Genomic DNA, 18,810 nt, shown 5'->3' on the forward strand with positions numbered 1-18,810 from the left:
CATCATCGTATTCGATTGGTAAAATAAAGCAATGAAGAATTTTCAAAAGATAGTTTTGGTTTCCCTGCTGTTTGCAGGAAACAGTTCGACAGCACAGATTCAAAAAAGCACCTTGCTGCTGACAGCTCAAAATAACAATGCGCCTGCCCGTTTATCGCCCTTACCGGCAGATGATGCCTTAAAACTTTCACTCAATGGCGAATGGCAGTTTTCAGAAAGTATAGCAAACCAAGGCAGGAAGTCAATCCAGGTTCCCGGCGAATGGGTCATGCAGGGATACACCGTAAATGCAGGAGAAAGTGCAATTTATACTAAATCATTTGTGCTGCCTGCCTGGAAAGGGAAACGCATAAAGTTGAAGTTTGATGGCGTAAGTTCTCATGCGGTAGTTAAAGTAAACGGTCATCAAGTGGCCGAACATGAAGGAAGTTTTGTTCCTTTTGAAACTGATGTCAGCGATTTTTTACAACCAGGTAAGAACCTGCTGGAAGTAGAAGTTCAGGCATTAACGGTTAGTGATTTTCTGGCCTGTACCTCTCAATATGCCGCGCATACCGTAGGAGGGATCCTTAGAAAGGTGACTTTATTCGCCTTGCCGGAAACAAATATTGCCGACCTTAGTGTAGTCACCACTTTCGATAAGCAGTATAAAAACGCCAGTCTTCAGCTTAAAACGAAGCTGAGTAACGAATCAAAAACCAATACCGATGCCGCGATACATTATGTCCTGAAAGATCAGGAAGGCAAAGTTATTTTAAATAAAACCATAGCAATGGACCAGGCGCTTAGTCCGGGAGCATCTTTGCTTTCTGCCCAAAGCTTTTCCATAAACAGCCCCCGGCAGTGGAATACCGAGCATCCTTACCTATATGATTTAACCACAGCACTGTTCATTGCAGGAAAACCTGTTCAGGAAAACCGTCAAAAAGTAGGATTCAGACAAGTAGAAATCAAAGGAAATCAGCTATTAGTCAATGGACAAGCGGTTAAATTAAGAGGGGTTAACCGACATTCTGTCCATCCGCTTACCGGCAGAAGCATCAGTCCGGACCTGGAAATAAAAGACGCCGAACTCTTTAAACAAGCGAATTGCAACTTTATCCGCAGTTCCCATTATCCTCCTTCTGAAGAATTTCTGGAGGCCGCAGACCGGATTGGTCTTTTTGTGGAGAATGAATCGTCATTAACCTGGATTCAGCACCATGCCTCTCCAATCTGGAAGCTCTGGGATTATAAAGAGGAGAAATTCTTACCCTATATGCTTGCCGCAAATCTGGAAAAAATGCAGGCCGCAAAAAACCATCCTTCAGTGATTATCTGGTCTTTAGGAAATGAATCGATGTGGAGTCCATTGTGGCAAAAAGTACAGGATCAGGTGAAAGCATTCGATAATACCCGTCCAACTGCTTTTCATGATCAATGCTGGGGAGGTTTCAATAATGGAGGCAGCAAAGCTGATATTGCCAATTACCACTACCCTGGAATTGACGGCGCAGCAGCGACAGATACCATGAGCCGTCCGACTTTATTTGGCGAATATGCCCACCTGAGCACCTATAACAGGAGGGAGCTGATCACTGATCCGGGAGTAAGAAGCGCTTACGGACTTCCTTTAGTCAAAATGTACGATTCCATTTACCACCACCAGGGCAGTCTGGGCGGTGCAATATGGAGCGGGATTGACGATACTTTTCATTTGCCTGGCGGAAGGATTGTCGGATATGGCCCATGGGGACCGATAGACGGTTGGCGCAGACCAAAACCAGAATATTGGGCCATGAAAAAAGCCTATTCACCAGTCGTAATACAAAACTTAAAGGGGCTGAAAGTTGTAAATAATCAGCTGTTACTTGAAGTAGAAAACCGCTATGATTTTATACCATTGTCGGAGCTTTCCATCTCCTATAAAACCAATAATGCCTCGGGAACGATCAAATCATCAATAGGCCCGCGTCAAAAAGGACAGTTAAAGATTCCTGTAAACCCTGGAACAACGGAAGTTTACCTTACATTCAAAGAGCCTTCAGGGTTTATTTCCAGTGAAGAACGCATTGTGCTAAAGAAAGCTACGGCAGAAGAATATCAGCCGGTTGCCATGCTTTCCTTAAAAGAGAGTTCTGCTGCTTATTTCATTCAACAGGGAGAAAACAGGTTTACGGTAGAAAAAAGAACCGGCATCATTTCGGGCGCAGAAAACCAGGGCGAAAGGATCCTTTCACAAGGGCCTGTGTTTTGTCTGGTACCGATGAATAGCGAGGACGGTGGAAAACCGAACGTTGCCGGAGAGACCTATCAGAACAACCTTTACCCGATAAAAAACTACCCCTTAATCACGCTGTTTGTGAAAAACCTGATCGTTCAGGAAAGTAAGGACAGCATCATCCTGAAGATGGAAACCACTTACTCCAATGCTAATGGAAAGCTGAAATATGTGTTCCTGAAGAACGGAAATGTAAGGCTGGAATATGCCCTGAAAAGTAACGATAAAGCCGCTTTCAGCCCGTATCAGTACGGGATGTTATTTCAGTTGCCAACTGATTTTGACCAGCTGAACTGGAAGCGACGTGGCGACTTTACAGTCTATGCTCCGGAGGATATTTCGAGGGATGCCGGAACAGCAAAGCTAAATGCCAAATGGTTATCAGCTGTAGAAGAACCGGGTAAAACCGCTGCGGCACATTGGAAAGATGATGCAAATGAAATGGGCTCCAATGATTTCAGGTCTACAAAACAGCATATCATTTCTGCGGAGCTCATCAATAAAGACAACAAAGGAATTAAGGTGCTTTCCGATGAAAGCCAGTCTTCCAGAAGCTGGTTGCAGGATAGTCAGATTCAGTTTCTAATCGCTGATTACAGTAACAATGGCTCAGAACCTTTTTATAATTCTCCGTTTACTGATCAGAGGATCAATATTAAAGACAAAGAATTGAAGGGAAATGTGACTTTCAGGTTGCGTTAAGGACGATATACTGCCAGCGATAAAGAGACAAATCTGATTAAATGAAGAGGCTAAATAAAGCCGGATACCATATGAAAATGGCCTGATCATCATAGATGATACAGGCCATTTTTAGCATAGAGAGCGATTGTGTTAAAAACCTTTTATGGTTCTGATTAAGTAATCTTTGGTAGAGCCGTCAGCTGCTTTTACCTGATAAACATGGTCTTTTGAAAAATCCCCCGGACTGCCTAGTTTAGGCGCGTCGGCTAAAGGACTGACCGTGGATACATCTGAAACGGTGACGTAAACCCATAACTTACTCAATTGATCTTTCCTGATCAGCTTGTCAAATTCGGTAAATAACATGGCTTTAGTAACGGAGCCTGTCGGGCCAGCTTTCAATACGGAATTGACATCATAGGATAGGGTTGTTTTAAACCCATCAAGGCCATTCTCATTGGTGCGGACGACATTTTTCTTGAACAATACCTCGCAAACACGATCTGTTAAAATCTCTTGCTTACTGGTTCCTTTTTGAATGGTATCCGTATACAAAAACCGATAGGTATAGTCAACAGAAGTCATCACTTTTTGATTGGAATTCTGTAGCTCATCCAATCCTTGTTTTAAACAACCTGACAAGGAGAACATCAATCCAAGGGCTGCTACACTAAATAGTGGCTTTATTATTTTTTTCATTTCTATCATTTAGAGTTAATCCCAACCCGGGTTCTGATTTATACCAGATTTTAAACGGAAAGCTTCATTAATGGGTATCAGGTAACGCTTAGGCGTAAACCTTGCTTCTCCGGCTGAATTGTTGTCCTGGAAAAAGGAATAGGTCTTCCCGTCTCTGGAAATCCGGATGCCCCGAAGCGGGCCTTGTAAAGCCGGAATCACATAACCACTACTCACGTATTCACCATTCCTGACTCCTCCGGAAGTTCTCATTCCCCAGCGTAAAAGAGACCAGTAAGCATCATTGTTTTCATAAACCATCTCAACGTTTCTTTCCCGCTTGTAAGCTTCAAATAAGGAGTTTCCCCAGTTGTTTCCAGTCAGCGGGGCTAAATAAGCGGCCACCTGATTTTCATCAAATCCAGCATGTTTTACCATCGTTGGCGTCATATACACTTTCGCATTTGCAAAATCACCTTTCATCAGGTAAGCTTCAGCCATATTCAAATAAGCCTCACCATACCTGAAAACTGAAAACGAATAGTCTAATTTCTGATCGCCCGGACTTGGTAAACTAATGATGTGATCATATTGATATTTGATCATCGCATAGCCGGTAGAAGAGTTGTAGTTCTCCGTGTTTCCTGCCTGATAACCATATTCTTCAACAGAACGCTCATTGATTTTACTGTTGGCGTTACTCACATTTCCATCTCTTCTAAAGAATACACGGGCTTGATTGTTAAAGTACATACAGCTATCGTATAAAATAGTGGAATAAAACCTAAGGTCTCTCTTTTTGGTACTGCTGAAGTACATTTTCTCATCTACATTTTTACCTGTAGTCACATAAGAAGCATCGGTCCAGGGCTTAATACTGCCATCCACATCCTTCACTAAATAATCATCAACCAGGTCTTGTGTTGGCCAGGATCCACCGTCCATTCCCCAGAAGTTCATGGTTACATTGATCGGGAAATGCTCCTTTGCATAGGCAGAGAATTTACCATTTGCCCATAAACCCTGGTACTGAATAGGGGTGTCATAAAGCGAACTGTTAATTTTAGAACGCTCTCTGGATAAGATGATCTCCGGTGCGGCAATAGCCGTTTCATAGGCACGGAACATATTGGCGTAAGGGCTGAGTTGAGCACCCCCGGCATTTAGTCCTAATGCGGTTCCTGCGGCGATGGTCTTGTCATAATATACACTGCTTGTGGCGCCACCATCTACATAAGCGGCTGCCTGTACGCCAACCCGCATCAGAAGGGCATATGCTGCAGCAGCAGAAGCCCTTCCTCTTTCAGCGGTAGGGGGAAGCGATTGACTGGCGTTATCCAAATCCGAAATGATAAAGTCGTAAGTCTCTTTTATCGATTTCCTGGGGATCTGCAGGTTCTCCGTTGGATTAAGTTCACGGTCAATGATCTGCAATCCTCCATATAGCTTGGCATAGATGAAATAATGTGCAGCCCTCAAGAAGTGAAGCTCTCCAAGGGAGCGTTTTTTATACTCCGCAGAAAACTTAGTACTCTCCTGAATATTTTTCATGGCAGTATGTATTCTCCACAGTAGATTATAGTTTAACCATTTATAATCATCATTTTTCGTCATCAGTTCTGCACGGTCTTTGGACCAGAACGGACCATTTAAAGTACCGGTCATCGCATTTTTAGTGGAGCTCTCAGAACGGGCAGAATTCGGACTGGCATACGCTGCCAACCAGGAATCACTGGTGAGCACATCCGCATAGATCTGGTAAATAAAGGCGGTGGTTAGGTTCTCGCTACTCCAGGTTTGTTCGCCGGTTATTTTATCGTAAGGTTTTGTATCTAAGAACTTTTTACAAGAGGATAGATAAAGGGACATTAATCCCAGTACCCATATTAATTTATATTTTTTCATTTTTTTTATCATTTAAAAGCCTAATTGAAAACCGGCAGAATACGTCTTCATCATTGGATAACCATAGCCTTCGAAGCTGTTTGCTTCAGGATCCCCATATTTTACGGTAGGGCCGGTGGCGAATAGATTGACGCCGGAAGCAAAAATGGTCAGGTTGCGCAACCAATTCTGTTGATCGAGCAAGGCATGCTTAAAGTCGTAGGAGAGGGTAACCGATTTTAACCGGATATAGTTCGACTTACGGGCCCAAAAATCAGAGGAAGCATAATTGTTGTTGTCATTTAAGGTAAGATTGCCCGGTCTTGGTAAGCTGGCATTTGGATTATCCGGCGACCAGCTATCATTCTGGAAAGCAAAATCTAACCTTCTTTCACCTTCTGCGCCCATGGCTACATTACTCATATAGGTTTGTCTGGCTCCGGTTCCCTGGATGGTAGCCATAATAGAAGCCCCTTTGTAAGTTGCGCCAAGGTCAAAGCCAAACACAAAAGTTGGCGTGGTATTGTGCCCGTATCTGGACTGATCCTGGCCGTCAATTTTTCCGTCATTGTTCACATCCTGATACTGCAAATCGCCGGGTCTCAGGTCTCTCGACGTAAGGCGTTTAGGGTTGTTCAGGATGTCCGTTGGATTGGTGTAGAATTTAGCGCCAACATAACCCGTTCCTACATAAAACTTTTCATTTCCCTGAGCACGTAGACGAGGATTGGCCAGCGTAAGGCTGTCCTCATTGGTTCTAAAAGCAATTGATCTGTAATACGTAAAGTTGAAACCGGCAGTAATATTTACTTTTCCTATTTTGGTGTTGTATTTTAGCGCGCCGTCCAGGCCTTCAATTCTATCTTCCGCTTTAGATACCACCAAAGGAAGTTCGTATCCTATAGGGTCCGTGTAGCGGAATTTATCAGCTGATAAGAATCCTTTAGTTGTTTCAAAGAAATAGTCAACACTACCCTCTAAACGATTGCCAAAGAGGAAGAAATCAAGTCCGACATCATATTTCGTTTTATCAAACCAGGTCATGTTTAAACTTGGCGTAGGCCCTGGCGTCACACTGTTTTGCAACTTTCCACCCACTACATAGGCATTGGAATTGTAATTATACGTAGGTAGATAAGCATACAGCCAGTGGTCAATGTTATTTACGCCGATTTGTCCGTAGGAAGCTCTGAGTTTCAGGTAATTCAATACATTTCCACCTTTGATTCCTTCAAAGAATTTCTCTTCAGAAACGGCCCATCCTGCGGATACGGAAGGGAAGAAACCCCATCTTTTGCCATCAGGGAAATTGTCAGATCCGTCATAACGTCCGGCAAATTCTACCATATATTTGCGGTCATAATCATAATGGAATTTACCTACATAGCCCATCCATGCCTGCATACCTTCCGTATTTGAGGCCGTAATACTAGTTGCATCTCCCTTTTGAATCTGATGGATTTCTGTGGTATTGAAGCCCCTTGATCCTGCAGTTAAGGCATTGTTATAATAATGCTGTCTGGTATGGACCAACGTAGCTTCTATGTTATGTTTTCCAAGAATCGTCTTCTTATAGTCCCCTCTGATATTTATATCGTATTGGTTGGTCATAAATGAGGAGCGGCTAATGCTAATGTTGGAAGGATCTTCTTTTGTGGCATTGCCTTGTTCATCATAATAAGTGGCCGTTTGAATCCAGTCTACACGGTCTTGCGACTGCACATTATAGTTTCCGCTAAAGCCAAAACTTAATCCTTCAACGCCGGGAACTACCCAATTTAAGGAGCCCGCCACCTGGTTGTAAACGGTTTTCAGCTTCACATATCCCGGACTCATCAATTGCAGTACCGGATTGTCAAACTGATTAGAAATCTGACCACCAGCCGTAAATGGTTTCTCAAAAGGATTCCGGTCTCTTAGCCTTGAATATATGGTCGCTGCGCTGGCAGGAGGGTATTTCTCATCCGTTTGCGTCCCATTCACATTCAATTCAACGGTTAATCCGATCTTATCAAAATGACTACTTACATTCGAGCGGTAGTTATATCGGTTGTAATTCAGGGAATTGAACTTCATAATTCCTTGCTGTCCTAAAGCATTTAAGCTCCCAAAAAACTTTAAGCGATCAGTTCCACCACTTACAGAGACAGTATGCTCTTGTTGGGGCGCATATTTGCGCAGCAATTGATCCTCCCAGTTCGTGTAATCAGATAGGTTTTCGCTGATTTCCTGCATTTCCTTAGGCGTTTTAAAAGCGTTAACTCCTTGTCCCAGGGATTGGTATAGGTTGTTTACTGCGCTGGCATACTCATAGGCATTCATGCGTTTTGGAGGGTAAGAAGGGGTGTTGAAAGCAAAATTTCCTTGATAATCAAAGCTCATTTGTCCTGCTTCTCCTTTTTTTGTAGTGATCACAATTACGCCATTTCCTGCATTCATCCCGTAGACTGCTGTAGAAGCAGCATCCTTCAAGACGCTTAGCGTTTTTATATCCGTTTTATTTAAGGATAGAAAACGGCCACGATCGGAGACAAAGCCATCGATGATGTATAGCGGTTCTCCATTTCCACGGATGGAAATACTGGCCCCGTTTTGTCCGGGCTCAGCGGAACCCTGCTGTACAATAACTCCCGGGACTCTGCCCTGTAAGGCGGAACCCATATCTCCAAAAGGTAAGTCCTTTAGTGCTTTAGGATTAAGTGTGGCTACAGAAGTGGTGTTTTTTCGGATACTTGTGGTACCAAAACCAACCACCATTACTTCTTCCAGCGGTTTGGAATCTATCTCTAGATTAACTTGTAGATTTTTCTCATTTTTAGTAACAGTCAGTTCTTTGTTTAAATGGGTGATATGACCGATCCGTAGAACGGTATTCATAGGGACGGCAATGGTAAAATAACCATTGGTATCGCTGACAGTCGCTCTTTTTGGGTTTTTCTTATCAACGATACTCGCACCCGGAAGCGGGAGTTTATCACTGTCGAACACCCTTCCCTTGATGGTAATTAAGGAGTCTGTTTGAAAAAAGGTACGGAGCAATGGAGCGGCCTCCATTACCGGTAAATGTGCTGCTCCGTAGACCTTTGTGCCAGGGGAAAAAGCCAATAACATAGAAAAGACAGTCGTTAGCCCTATCCCTGTGATAGTTTTATTGCTGTTCATCTTCATGGCTTTATTTTAAATAAGTAATCATTTTCTTTTTTCATACGATGGTTTGTTTGGTTTAATGCATGCACACAATCATTAAGCATAAGGCCTATGGCTTAATATTGGCGTTGTTGTCAATCCGGAATGATGTTGTCGGCTCTGCAAATGAAAGCTGCTTTACATCTTTTTTAAATCTGTTGATCAGGCAGATATTTTGTGGTGTATGTAGGAGCGTAGCAAACATTCTTATAGAACTTAAAGACGCTCAAAGATTTACGGGTTTGACTTTGAGTAAATATAGCGGGCTGGCTGAGCAACTTTCTAAAAGTTAAAATGCAAAAGCTTAAACTATCTTACCATGATGTAATTAATTATGCTTGAAATGTTTAGGTTCGCATAATTTTAACTGTAAGACTATTAATGAAACCAGAGTTAATTGACGTTAACAACATGGGTGTTAAGTCATTGAGGGTTAAGCGCCTGGAGACGAATTGCTTGATTTCCTCTTTTCATTTTCATGAATTGTGTGAATTGGTTTGGATTGAGAAGAGCTATGGCAAGCGGATTGTAGGGGATCATATTGGCAATTTTGAAGACCATGATCTGGTCTTAATGGGGCCGGATTTACCGCATATCTGGCAGAGTGATAAAGTCTTTTTGTCTGAAGAAAAGAATAAAGTGAAGTCAACGGTGGTATATTTTCCACCGGATTTCCTGCTCGGATTAACCGACGATCAGAACACTTTAAATCAGGTAGAAGATCTGATTCGAAAGGCAGGGAGAGGATTGAGATTTTATGGGGAAACCAATCAGAAAGTCGCTAAGATTCTCATGAAACTACCGCAAAAGAAAGGAATTGATAAGATTGTGGCTTTTCTTCAGATAATTGAGGTTCTGTCGGTATCAAATGAATATGAATATCTGGCGAGTATTGCCTTTAAAAATCCTTACGATGAAAAAGATACGAACAGGATCAATAAGGTGTATCAGTTTTTAATGGAGAATTTTCAACGGGATATTAATTTAAAAGAAGTGGCAGATTTATGTAACCTGACCACAAATTCCTTTTGCAGGTTTTTCAAAGATAGAGCGCAAAAATCCCTGTCCCAGTTTGTCAATGAGATCCGGATTGGCCATGCTTGTAAGCTACTGCAAAATATAGAATATTCGATCTCCGAAGTCTGCTATGCCAGTGGATACAATAACCTAACCAATTTCAATAAGTTTTTCAAGCAAATCACAGGCATGAAACCCTCAGAATACCGGAGGGATTTAACGAATAGTCTAAAAGGTAGAGAATAAGCTAAGAAATTATAGCAGTTGAGTGCCACCGGCATATTTATCAAAGAAATCGTTCTTATATACCTCCCCAATGGGGATTTCAAAGTCGCCAATGTAAATCGTGTGGTTATCAAAAGAGTCTATGTGGTTCACATGAACAACATAAGACTTGCTGACCCTCAGGAATAGGTCTGAGGGAATTTTTTGATGTATGTTTTTTAGATTCATTGCGGTAATCAACTTTTGAGTTTGCGTATAAATGACCACATAATCTTTGAGTCCCTCAATAAACCGGATGTCTTTAAAGCGTATTTTGTAATACCTGCGCTCGGATTTGACCATCAAAAAGTCTGCTGTACTGCCTTCAATAGTGCTTTTTGTGCTTTCGGAGAGTAAGGTTTTATAAGCGATGGATTTGCTGATTGCTTTCTCCAATCTGGTTGGATCAATTGGTTTCAGAAGGTAATCAATGGCGTCCAGCTCATAGCTTTTTAAGGCGTATTGAGCATAAGCGGTCGTAAATATGATTAAGGTTTGTCCTGATATTTGCGCTGCAAACTCCAGACCGCTAACTTTAGGCATTTCAATATCCAGGAAAATCAGGTCAACCTCATTGGTTTTGAGAAAATCCAGCGCGGACAATGCATTTGAAAAAATACCAATCACCTCTAACTGTGATGACTCCCTGACCATGTTTTGTAATTCCTCCCTCGCTAAAGGTTCATCATCAACTATTATGCAATTCATACTGGAATGGTTAAGTGGATTGAATACTCATGATCATTGGATTTAAGCTCAAGACTATAATCCTGCTGGTATAAAAGCTCCAGCCGTCTTTTGATATTAATGAGGCCTAAACCACTATACTTCTGATCCGTAATCACCTCATCAGGGCTTTTGGAATTGGTACAGAAGAAATGTAGTTTGTCTTGAAGAATGGCGATTTCAATGTTAATAAAAGCCGCTGCACCACTGATGTCTACGCTATGTTTTACCGCGTTTTCTACAAAAGTAGTGAACAGATTTGGTGGGATAAATACGCTTCTGAACAAGGGTTCATCGGTTTGTTTGCCGATGTGGAAACTGAAGTTATCCCTTCTTATTTTTTCCAGATTTAAAAAGTTGGAAATGAAATTGATCTCGGAAGTTAAGGCCGTTTTTTTCTCATTGTTTTCATAGAGCTGGTACCTTAAAAATTCGGATAATTTGAGGATTACCAATGCAGCCTTTTCCGGATCAGTTCTGATGAGTGCTTTTACATTGTTCAGCATATTAAATAAGAAATGCGGATTAATCTGGTTCTTCAATTCATTCAATTCCATATGAAGCGTAAGTTCTTTTAGCGCTGAAATCCGGTCGTTGTCCTTTATCCACCTTTGTAAAAGTTTTATGGTGGTGGTGAGCATGATAATAGGGACGGTAATCATTGCGCCTTCATAAAAGCTCCTGATGCGGTGAGCGTCTTCAGATGGCAAATGCAGGCGATGTGGTTCTATGATTTTTAACATATACCCGCTAAAAAATAGTCCGGTCATCACCAGGCCAACCACCAACACCAGATAGAGTAAATACTTCGCCTTAAAGAAAAATAAGGGGACGAGCACGTACATATTGACATAGAACATTATAATAAAAACGGTGTAGATACATAACAACCTGTAGTATTTATAAATTCCAGAAAACTGGCTGGAAAGATCAGAATAATAAAACAGGACAAAAAGGCCAAGCAAAAGTCCGGCATGACGTAAAAACCGGTAACGGTCTTCAGATAGAAAATTTATAATTTGTCTGTTTTTAAGTTCCTGCGTTTGGGAAGTCATTCGGTAGCCGTTTAAATTAAAACACCATACAAAAGTAAAGTATATCCAATTGCCAGAGGGAGAATTATACCAAACCTGCTGTTTATTATATCAAATTTCATTTTTGCAGGGTTTTGGTATAATAAACAGCAGGTTTGGTATAATAAAAAAATAGCAGTACATCTATTTTGTTGCTTTGCAGCTGATTAATTCAGTCCTATGAGTGAAAAACAGTTTCAAATATTAGCCGAACAGATTACTGAAAGCCCCTGGCTGGGAGAAAGTCAGCAGGAGGAAAAAATAATTCAGCTCGCCGATCTGTGTCGTTTTATCTCCAGCTATAAACCAACCATCAGTATTGAAGATGCATTTAGCCATAAAATTAATGTGATCGTAGAAGAGGGGGTAAGAAAAGGTGTTTTTTTTATAGATAGCAAAGCTGTATTACAGTCGTCATTTGACTTTTCCTTGTTTAATTCTTCTGCTTTGGCTGCCTTTAAAGCCAAAACATGTACCAGGGAATTGTGGATAGTTTTTGTAAAGGACCCGCTGTGTTCAGGAGTTAATTCATTTACCAGTTTCATAGAAAAGAGAAACATCGCCTCTTTTTATGATAAAATCTTTTGCTTCGACTTTTTCGAATCTAAAATTCAGACTCTAAAATAAACAGATGCACGGGAGGTTCATTAATCCGGATTGATTTCACATTATGGATAATATGGGTTTAGTTTTGGACAATTCCATACTAGTTGTTCTTTAGCAGGTTTCATAATTTGGCGTAGAAATTTTAACACCAGAATATACCATCATGATGAAATTGCAGATTAGAATTATAGTGCTGTTATGGTTATGCGGTACCAGCATAGCCATCGCCCAAACCAATCTGCAACAATTGCAGTCAAACTTCGTCGATTTGCGTTTTGGCGCCATGTTGCACTTTAACATGGGCACTTTTACAGATGAAGAATGGGCAAGCCCGAAACATGATCCCAAACAATTTAACCCAACAAAGCTAGATTGCAATCAATGGGCAAAGGCCTGTAAAGCTGCCGGGATGACTTATGGTATCCTCACTACCAAGCACCATGATGGTTTTTGCCTGTGGGATTCCAAATATACAGATTATGATGTCGCCAATAGTTCGGTTAAAAAGGATGTCGTAGCTGAGTATGTGAAGGCTTTCCGCGACCAGGGGCTTAAACCCTGCCTGTATTTTTCCATTTGGGATCGACATAACGGCATAGAAAATGGTGGAGCAAAGGAAGAAGAATTGGTGATAAACCAGCTTACAGAACTGCTGACCCAATATGGAGAGATCCCCTTAATAATTTTTGATGGTTGGAACTGGAAAATGGGCCACCGTCTGATCGATTTCCAGAAGATATATAACCACATCAAGAAACTGCAACCCAATTGCCTGGTGGCCGAACACAATGGGAATAGTCCACTTCAAACCGATGTGATCTATTACGAAGGACCAAAAGGGGTATATCCTCCCGGAAATAACAATTACCCGTCGCAAATGGCATTGACCCTCACCAATGGCTGGTTCTGGCATCCCGGGGCAGCAAAAGAAGTTAAAAGTTTAGACTATATCCTCGATAAACTGCAAAGAGTAGTACCCTTATATTGTAATTTCATGGTCAATATCGGGCCTAATCGTGATGGCCTTTTTGATGAGGAGGTAGTCGCCCGACTTAAAGCGGTAGGGGCCAGTTGGAAGCCCGACCTCACCAGGTTGCCTTTACCTAAACAGGGAGCTGCCTTAAAAACTTACCTCAGCCCAAAGGATATTGATGCCAGTGCCGGACAAGTGTTTATTGAGCCCGGAGGACCTGCCAATGATGGTTCCCCGGTGGCCGGACTGCTGAGTCAAAAGACAGCAAGCGTCATGATTGATGGCATCAGCGATATCGTGGGAGATCGTGGCGGATTCGCTGCTTTCCAAACTTATTGGAAGTTCTCTTCCGGAACAAATAATTTCCTGGTTCTTGACCTTGGTACTTCGCAAAACATAAGTAAGTTTTATTATTTACCTGTTCAATTGAAAGGCTATACTGGCCTGATTACTAAATATGAGCTTTCAGTTTCTGAGGATAATCAAAACTTCCGGCAGGTTAAAAGCGAGAACTGGAACAAAACTTCCGACCTTAAAATTGCCGGATTTACCCCTACAAAAGCCAGATACATCAAGCTAAAGATCTTATCCTCTATTGACGAACCCATGGTCAGCGAAGTTGGCGTAGGAAACTAATAAAAAGGGGTTGAAGATCATACCACTCCCTTTAGTACGATTCAGAATTCCTAGTTTTAAACGGCTCTCTGTTGAATAAACGCGCTTAAAATAAGGTTGTTATATAGGGCTCTTGCAATAAAGTTAGAGTAACCTAAAAATAATGTTTTGTCATTCTGTTATTATAGTTAGATTTGTATTACAATTCTGACATATGACAACAAGATTACTATTGATTTTTGGCGCTCTTCTTAGTTTGGTGACTTTAATGGTTGCCTGCCAGAAGATTATGCCTTCGGCACCGGCCGAAGATGAGCTGCTGGACGGACCAGTAGCAGATTTAACCTATGAACAGAACCAACGTTTTCTGTTAGGTGATGTCGCTTTTAACGATGAAATTTTTACTCCTGAAAAGGGACTTGGGCCGGTTTTCGTAGCTACAAGTTGTGGCAGTTGCCATGCCGGAGATGGAAAAGGTCATCCTTTTACCACGCTTACCCGTTTCGGACAAATTGATGAAACAGGGAATAAATTTCTGGATCAGGGAGGTCCGCAATTACAAAACAGGGCAATCCCCGGGCATATGCCGGAACAGATCCCCGCAGGTGCAACGTTCTCTAAATTTACACCTCCGGCAAATACTGGCTTAGGTTTTCTGGAACTCGTTTCTGACGCGGATATCCTGGCGATGGCAGACCCAAATGACGATGATAAAGATGGTATTTCCGGAGTCCCGAATTATGGCAGCTTAGCACAGTACCTGGTACCTTTTAATCATGCAATCGGGAAAAACGGGAAGTACATCCATCGCTTTGGAAAAAAAGCAGCGGCTTACAACCTGTTGCATCAAACCGTTAATGCCTATAATCAGGATATGGGGATTGCTTCGGCCTTTGATCCGGTAGATGTTTATACACAACTGATGATTGATCCTGAGGTTTCCACACAGACGGTTAATAATGTTGTATTCTACCTGCAAACCCTTAAAGCTCCGGTTCAACGTAATCAGAATGATGCTGAAGTTAAAACAGGGCGGTTGATATTTGACAGAATCAACTGTTCAGGTTGCCATAAACCGACTTTAAAAACCGGAGCCTCTTCCATTGCCCCCTTGTCGAACAAGGAATTTCATCCTTATACCGACCTTCTTCTGCACGATATGGGACCAGGTCTTGATGATGGCTATACAGAAGGTTCTGCAAAAACCGCTGAGTGGAGAACCCCGGCACTATGGGGTTTAGGCTTATCTACAAACTCTCAGGGTGGACAGTATCATTTGTTACATGATGGGCGTGCTAAAAGCATTGAAGAGGCTATTACATTACATGGAGGAGAGGCCACTGCCGCCAGAAACAAATATACTGAGCTCTCCCCAACCGACAAAAATTCGCTCCTTAAATTTTTAAAATCACTATAACCATGGAAAGAAAAGATTTTATAAAAACCTGTGGTTTTGCCTGTTTAGGTGGAATTGGGATAACCACAATCCTCGAAAGCTGTAGCACCTTGCAAGTTTTAACAGGAGAAATAGCTGGTGATGATTTGATTGTACCTGTGAAAGATTTTGTTATCGGGCCGATACATAAAAACCAGTTTAAAAAGTATATCATTTTAAATAATGAACAGTTAAAGTTTCCCATTTGCGTATACCGCTTTAACGAAAATAGCTATTCCGCCTTATGGATGCAGTGTACCCATCAGGGTGCAGAATTACAGGTGTTTGGGGATAAACTGCAATGTCCTGCCCATGGCAGTGAATTTAACAACAAAGGCCTGATGCAGAATGGCCCTGCTGCTGCCAACCTGCGCAGTTTCCCAATGACTATCGAACAAGATCAGCTTAAAATTTCGCTTAAAGCCGTATGAAGAAATTAATTACCATATTAAGCATGGCCATTGTGCTCTGTTATACAGCTCATGCTCAGATTGATCCTAAACTTTTGAAAAGGAAGGTCAGTGATACCACCAGGCAGCGCCTGAACATGGATGCCATTTACGACAGACCTTTTGTAGCAGTTGGGAAATTACCAGTCTCCCTGGGTGGTTACATGGAAGCCAACTGGCAATATCAGCGTACAGATGGTGTTTCTGAGGGACAGCAGATTCAATTCAGACGAATGACGTTGTTTGTGGCTTCAACCATCGGTCAGCGGATTAAATTCTTATCTGAAATTGAGTTTGAGCCGGCAGAAAAAGAAATCGCGATAGAGTTTGCCGCACTTGATCTTGAACTTCATCCATTGCTGAACTTAAGAGGGGGGATGATCATGAATCCTATAGGTGCTTTTAATCAGAATCATGATGGACCAAAATGGGAATTTACAGACCGCCCGATAGCAATGACCCAAATGTTACCTGCCACATGGAGCAACGCGGGGTTCGGGGTTTATGGAAAGCACTATAACAAGAACTGGATGTTCGGTTACGAACTGTATGCTTCCAGTGGTTTCGACAATTCGATTATCGCCAATACCGAAAACAAAACCTTTTTACCTGCGGCTAAAGCCAATACAGAGCGGTTTGAAGAAATGGCAAGCGGTCAACCACTGATTACCGGGAAGGTTGCAGTACGGAACAATAAAATAGGAGAAATCGGGCTTTCTTATATGGGGGGACTATATAACAAATGGCAGGACGATGGAATTGTAATCGACGACAAAAGAAGCTTAAGCGTATTTGCTGTGGATTTTAATACCGTTTTACCAGAGCTGAAAACTTTTATAACAGCAGAATGGGCCTGGGTAAACGTGGAGGTACCAACAACTTATTCGCAGCAGTTTGGTAACAGGCAGCAGGGGGGATTTGTAGATGTGGTTCAGCCAATATTAAAACGAAATATCTTTGGCTGGAAAAATTCAGTAGTCAACCTTGCCTGCCGGCTGGAATATGTGGATTGGAATGTAGGTAAGTTTACAGAAACAGGAGGTGATATTGGTGATGAGTTGTGGAGTGTGATGCCTGGAGTCAGTTTCAGGCCAAACCCACAAACAGTGCTCAGAATGAGCTACCGTCAGCAATGGCAAAAGGACCTTCTGGGTAACCCTCCGGCCAAAACGGCAGCAATCCAGTTCGGTCTTTCTACTTACTTTTAAGCATTTATATTTCAGGGTTTTTTAGGTATTTGAAACCATATAGGTTGCTCCGGGGGGCTGGAGCAGCCTATAACTGAACTAACGATTTGCATTCAACCTTTACCTAATTAAAAGTGATCTCAAATGGAGCAGTGGGTTTTGCACCTCAATTGAAAACTATATTGGATAGAGAAGGTGTGGAAGTATAAGAGCTGAGAAAGCACCCGGTATTGCTTTTGAAATCGATAAAAACATATCCTCAAAAAAAACGTTATTAGATTAACAGTTCCATTATGAGAAAAACAACAGCTAATAAATACCTGTCAAATACGATTATTTTAACGGGCCTTGCCTGTTTCGCTATGACCTTCATCAAAGGTGATCATGCCGCTATTTATGCATTAATGGGCGCTACCTGCCTCATTTACGTGCAGCTCCATCAGCGCTTGGTGCTAAAGAAAGCTTAATTATTTCAGCTTCACCATCAAATTAAAGGCTTAATTAAATTAAGGCTATTCCCTTACTATGGTCTTTTTTTTGCTTTTAAAGCTGTTCATCCCTAAATTATAAAACCTATCATGATAAATAACCCAACCACAACCGCAATTAATAACGGTGATTTTGTGGAAGCTCAAAAATTGGTTGCCAATGGCGATAACTTTCCGGTGGGCATCGATGCCTATGCGCTTGGTAGCATTTACCAAAAGATCATCACCGCTAAAGCTTTCAGTTTCCTGGATACCTTAATTGAAGCAGGTAAGCTGGAAACAGATATTTACGAATACGATTCCTTTAAAACCAGCATATTCAAAACCCTTTTTAAATCGCTTCCGGCGGATGAGGACTCGCTCAGTTACCTGGAGAGCTTTGTTCAAAAGCACGACAATATAAACGATGAAGTTGGCGGCGAAACCTTATTAAGTTTTGCTTTAGCAGAAGGTGCTGCACCGGCAATCATTAAAGCGTTAATCGCTGGCGGTTGCAATACAGATTTTAGAAATGCTGCGGAGGAAAATCTCATTTATCAGGTTGTAAATAACAACCAGATCAAGCCGGAATTGATTTCTGAATACCTGTCAGATTTACTGGATAACGGGCTAGATCTGAATGAGGCGAATATCGAAGGCACTACTGCTTTACATTTGGCCGTTAAAAGGGCAAAAAGAGAGGTGATTCCGGTTCTACTGGCGAATGGCGCAAATCCTAATGAAGTAGATGGGAAAGGAATAACTGCCTTTTACACTGCTGCGGTCGACTTAAGCGACCTTAAAATCTACGAAGCGTTATCCGAAAATCATCAGCCTGATTTTGAGCAGCGAAGCAGAGAAAAAGAAACGATGCTGTCTGCTTATCTCCGGATGATGCAATCTTCAGAAAGTGCGATAAAACTGTTGGAAAAATTGATAGATGAAGGTGCAGATCTGAAACAGGTTTCCCCATATTACAGTAAAGATAAATCCGGACTGGATTGGCTGGCAGAGAAAAAATCACCGGTTTTCAGCACGATTGTAAAGAAGGGTATAATTGAACTGAATGACCAGGACGATGAAGGCAATACCTTACTACATAAAGTATGTGCGGTAGATTCCAACTACGATCAGGAAGTCGCCAAAGACACTTATAGAAAAGTGAAATTATTACTGGAATCCGGTGCCGATGTCAGCATCACCAATAGCCACGACGAAACGGCAATGATGATTGCTTCGGGTGACAACCTGAAAACTAAAACAGTCGAAATACTCTTATCAGCTAAATCCTAATTAAACACAGCGC

General features: G+C 41.8%; 14 protein-coding genes. 9 read left to right on the forward strand and 5 right to left on the reverse strand.

Features of this window, described 5'->3' with window-relative positions:
• Positions 1-31 precede the first annotated feature (31 nt).
• Positions 32-2,962, forward strand: a complete 2,931-nt coding sequence (locus tag OQX61_RS14800; RefSeq protein ID WP_265842534.1) for a glycoside hydrolase family 2 TIM barrel-domain containing protein — start codon at positions 32-34, stop codon at positions 2,960-2,962.
• A 132-nt stretch (positions 2,963-3,094) separates the two neighbouring features.
• Here the strand turns inward: OQX61_RS14800 and OQX61_RS14805 are convergent, their stop codons facing one another.
• From OQX61_RS14805 to OQX61_RS14815, 3 genes are read right to left on the reverse strand one after another with little or no spacing between them, the layout of a single operon-like run.
• Complete coding sequence (locus OQX61_RS14805; RefSeq protein ID WP_265842535.1) at positions 3,095-3,643, reverse strand: hypothetical protein; 549 nt, start codon at positions 3,641-3,643, stop codon at positions 3,095-3,097.
• A 15-nt stretch (positions 3,644-3,658) separates the two neighbouring features.
• A complete protein-coding gene (locus OQX61_RS14810; RefSeq protein WP_265842536.1) occupies positions 3,659-5,527 on the reverse strand; it encodes a RagB/SusD family nutrient uptake outer membrane protein in 1,869 nt (622 codons plus the stop codon).
• Between the two features lie 12 nt (positions 5,528-5,539).
• On the reverse strand, positions 5,540-8,668 hold the full coding sequence (locus OQX61_RS14815; protein WP_265842537.1) for a SusC/RagA family TonB-linked outer membrane protein: 3,129 nt from the start codon (positions 8,666-8,668) through the stop codon (positions 5,540-5,542).
• A gap of 405 nt (positions 8,669-9,073) precedes the next feature.
• Here OQX61_RS14815 and OQX61_RS14820 point away from each other — a divergent pair, with 405 nt between their 5' ends.
• Positions 9,074-9,955, forward strand: coding sequence for an AraC family transcriptional regulator (locus OQX61_RS14820; protein WP_265842538.1), 882 nt, complete (start codon positions 9,074-9,076; stop codon positions 9,953-9,955).
• Between the two features lie 9 nt (positions 9,956-9,964).
• Here the strand turns inward: OQX61_RS14820 and OQX61_RS14825 are convergent, their stop codons facing one another.
• Both OQX61_RS14825 and OQX61_RS14830 read right to left on the reverse strand, forming a co-directional pair.
• Positions 9,965-10,681, reverse strand: coding sequence for a response regulator (locus OQX61_RS14825; RefSeq protein WP_265842539.1), 717 nt, complete (start codon positions 10,679-10,681; stop codon positions 9,965-9,967).
• Complete coding sequence (locus OQX61_RS14830) at positions 10,678-11,754, reverse strand: histidine kinase (RefSeq protein ID WP_265842540.1); 1,077 nt, start codon at positions 11,752-11,754, stop codon at positions 10,678-10,680. The genes OQX61_RS14825 and OQX61_RS14830 overlap by 4 nt, the downstream gene beginning before the upstream one ends.
• Positions 11,755-11,952: 198 nt before the next feature.
• Here OQX61_RS14830 and OQX61_RS14835 point away from each other — a divergent pair, with 198 nt between their 5' ends.
• The 7 genes from OQX61_RS14835 (at position 11,953) to OQX61_RS14865 (ending at position 18,797) form a co-directional block, all read left to right on the forward strand.
• Positions 11,953-12,399, forward strand: coding sequence for a hypothetical protein (locus tag OQX61_RS14835; protein ID WP_265842541.1), 447 nt, complete (start codon positions 11,953-11,955; stop codon positions 12,397-12,399).
• Between the two features lie 142 nt (positions 12,400-12,541).
• Positions 12,542-13,987: an alpha-L-fucosidase gene (locus OQX61_RS14840; protein WP_265842542.1), complete on the forward strand. Its 1,446-nt coding sequence runs from the start codon at positions 12,542-12,544 to the stop codon at positions 13,985-13,987.
• Between the two features lie 193 nt (positions 13,988-14,180).
• Positions 14,181-15,383: a di-heme oxidoredictase family protein gene (locus OQX61_RS14845; RefSeq protein ID WP_265842544.1), complete on the forward strand. Its 1,203-nt coding sequence runs from the start codon at positions 14,181-14,183 to the stop codon at positions 15,381-15,383.
• Positions 15,384-15,385: 2 nt separating this feature from the next.
• Complete coding sequence (locus OQX61_RS14850) at positions 15,386-15,832, forward strand: Rieske 2Fe-2S domain-containing protein (RefSeq protein WP_265842545.1); 447 nt, start codon at positions 15,386-15,388, stop codon at positions 15,830-15,832.
• Positions 15,829-17,058, forward strand: coding sequence for a hypothetical protein (locus OQX61_RS14855; protein ID WP_265842546.1), 1,230 nt, complete (start codon positions 15,829-15,831; stop codon positions 17,056-17,058). Before OQX61_RS14850 ends, OQX61_RS14855 begins: the two co-directional genes overlap by 4 nt.
• Positions 17,059-17,330: 272 nt before the next feature.
• Positions 17,331-17,504, forward strand: a complete 174-nt coding sequence (locus tag OQX61_RS14860; protein WP_265842547.1) for a hypothetical protein — start codon at positions 17,331-17,333, stop codon at positions 17,502-17,504.
• Positions 17,505-17,615: 111 nt separating this feature from the next.
• The gene (locus OQX61_RS14865; protein ID WP_265842548.1) at positions 17,616-18,797 is read left to right on the forward strand and encodes an ankyrin repeat domain-containing protein; all 1,182 of its coding nucleotides are present in this window, start codon (positions 17,616-17,618) and stop codon (positions 18,795-18,797) included.
• The last annotated feature ends 13 nt before the right edge of the window (positions 18,798-18,810 follow it).

Origin of the sequence: Pedobacter sp. PLR (genome assembly GCF_026239675.1) — a bacterium.
Lineage (GTDB): Bacteria > Bacteroidota > Bacteroidia > Sphingobacteriales > Sphingobacteriaceae > Pedobacter.

Excerpts from the sequence above, each read along its gene's own strand:
- OQX61_RS14800 (WP_265842534.1), top strand. The coding sequence starts at position 32 with ATGAAGAATTTTCAAAAGATAGTTTTGGTTTCCCTGCTGTTTGCAGGA.
- OQX61_RS14805 (WP_265842535.1), bottom strand. The coding sequence starts at position 3,643 with ATGAAAAAAATAATAAAGCCACTATTTAGTGTAGCAGCCCTTGGATTG.
- OQX61_RS14810 (WP_265842536.1), bottom strand. The coding sequence starts at position 5,527 with ATGAAAAAATATAAATTAATATGGGTACTGGGATTAATGTCCCTTTAT.
- OQX61_RS14815 (WP_265842537.1), bottom strand. The coding sequence starts at position 8,668 with ATGAACAGCAATAAAACTATCACAGGGATAGGGCTAACGACTGTCTTT.
- OQX61_RS14820 (WP_265842538.1), top strand. The coding sequence starts at position 9,074 with ATGAAACCAGAGTTAATTGACGTTAACAACATGGGTGTTAAGTCATTG.
- OQX61_RS14825 (WP_265842539.1), bottom strand. The coding sequence starts at position 10,681 with ATGAATTGCATAATAGTTGATGATGAACCTTTAGCGAGGGAGGAATTA.
- OQX61_RS14830 (WP_265842540.1), bottom strand. The coding sequence starts at position 11,754 with ATGACTTCCCAAACGCAGGAACTTAAAAACAGACAAATTATAAATTTT.
- OQX61_RS14835 (WP_265842541.1), top strand. The coding sequence starts at position 11,953 with ATGAGTGAAAAACAGTTTCAAATATTAGCCGAACAGATTACTGAAAGC.
- OQX61_RS14840 (WP_265842542.1), top strand. The coding sequence starts at position 12,542 with ATGATGAAATTGCAGATTAGAATTATAGTGCTGTTATGGTTATGCGGT.
- OQX61_RS14845 (WP_265842544.1), top strand. The coding sequence starts at position 14,181 with ATGACAACAAGATTACTATTGATTTTTGGCGCTCTTCTTAGTTTGGTG.
- OQX61_RS14850 (WP_265842545.1), top strand. The coding sequence starts at position 15,386 with ATGGAAAGAAAAGATTTTATAAAAACCTGTGGTTTTGCCTGTTTAGGT.
- OQX61_RS14855 (WP_265842546.1), top strand. The coding sequence starts at position 15,829 with ATGAAGAAATTAATTACCATATTAAGCATGGCCATTGTGCTCTGTTAT.
- OQX61_RS14860 (WP_265842547.1), top strand. The coding sequence starts at position 17,331 with ATGAGAAAAACAACAGCTAATAAATACCTGTCAAATACGATTATTTTA.
- OQX61_RS14865 (WP_265842548.1), top strand. The coding sequence starts at position 17,616 with ATGATAAATAACCCAACCACAACCGCAATTAATAACGGTGATTTTGTG.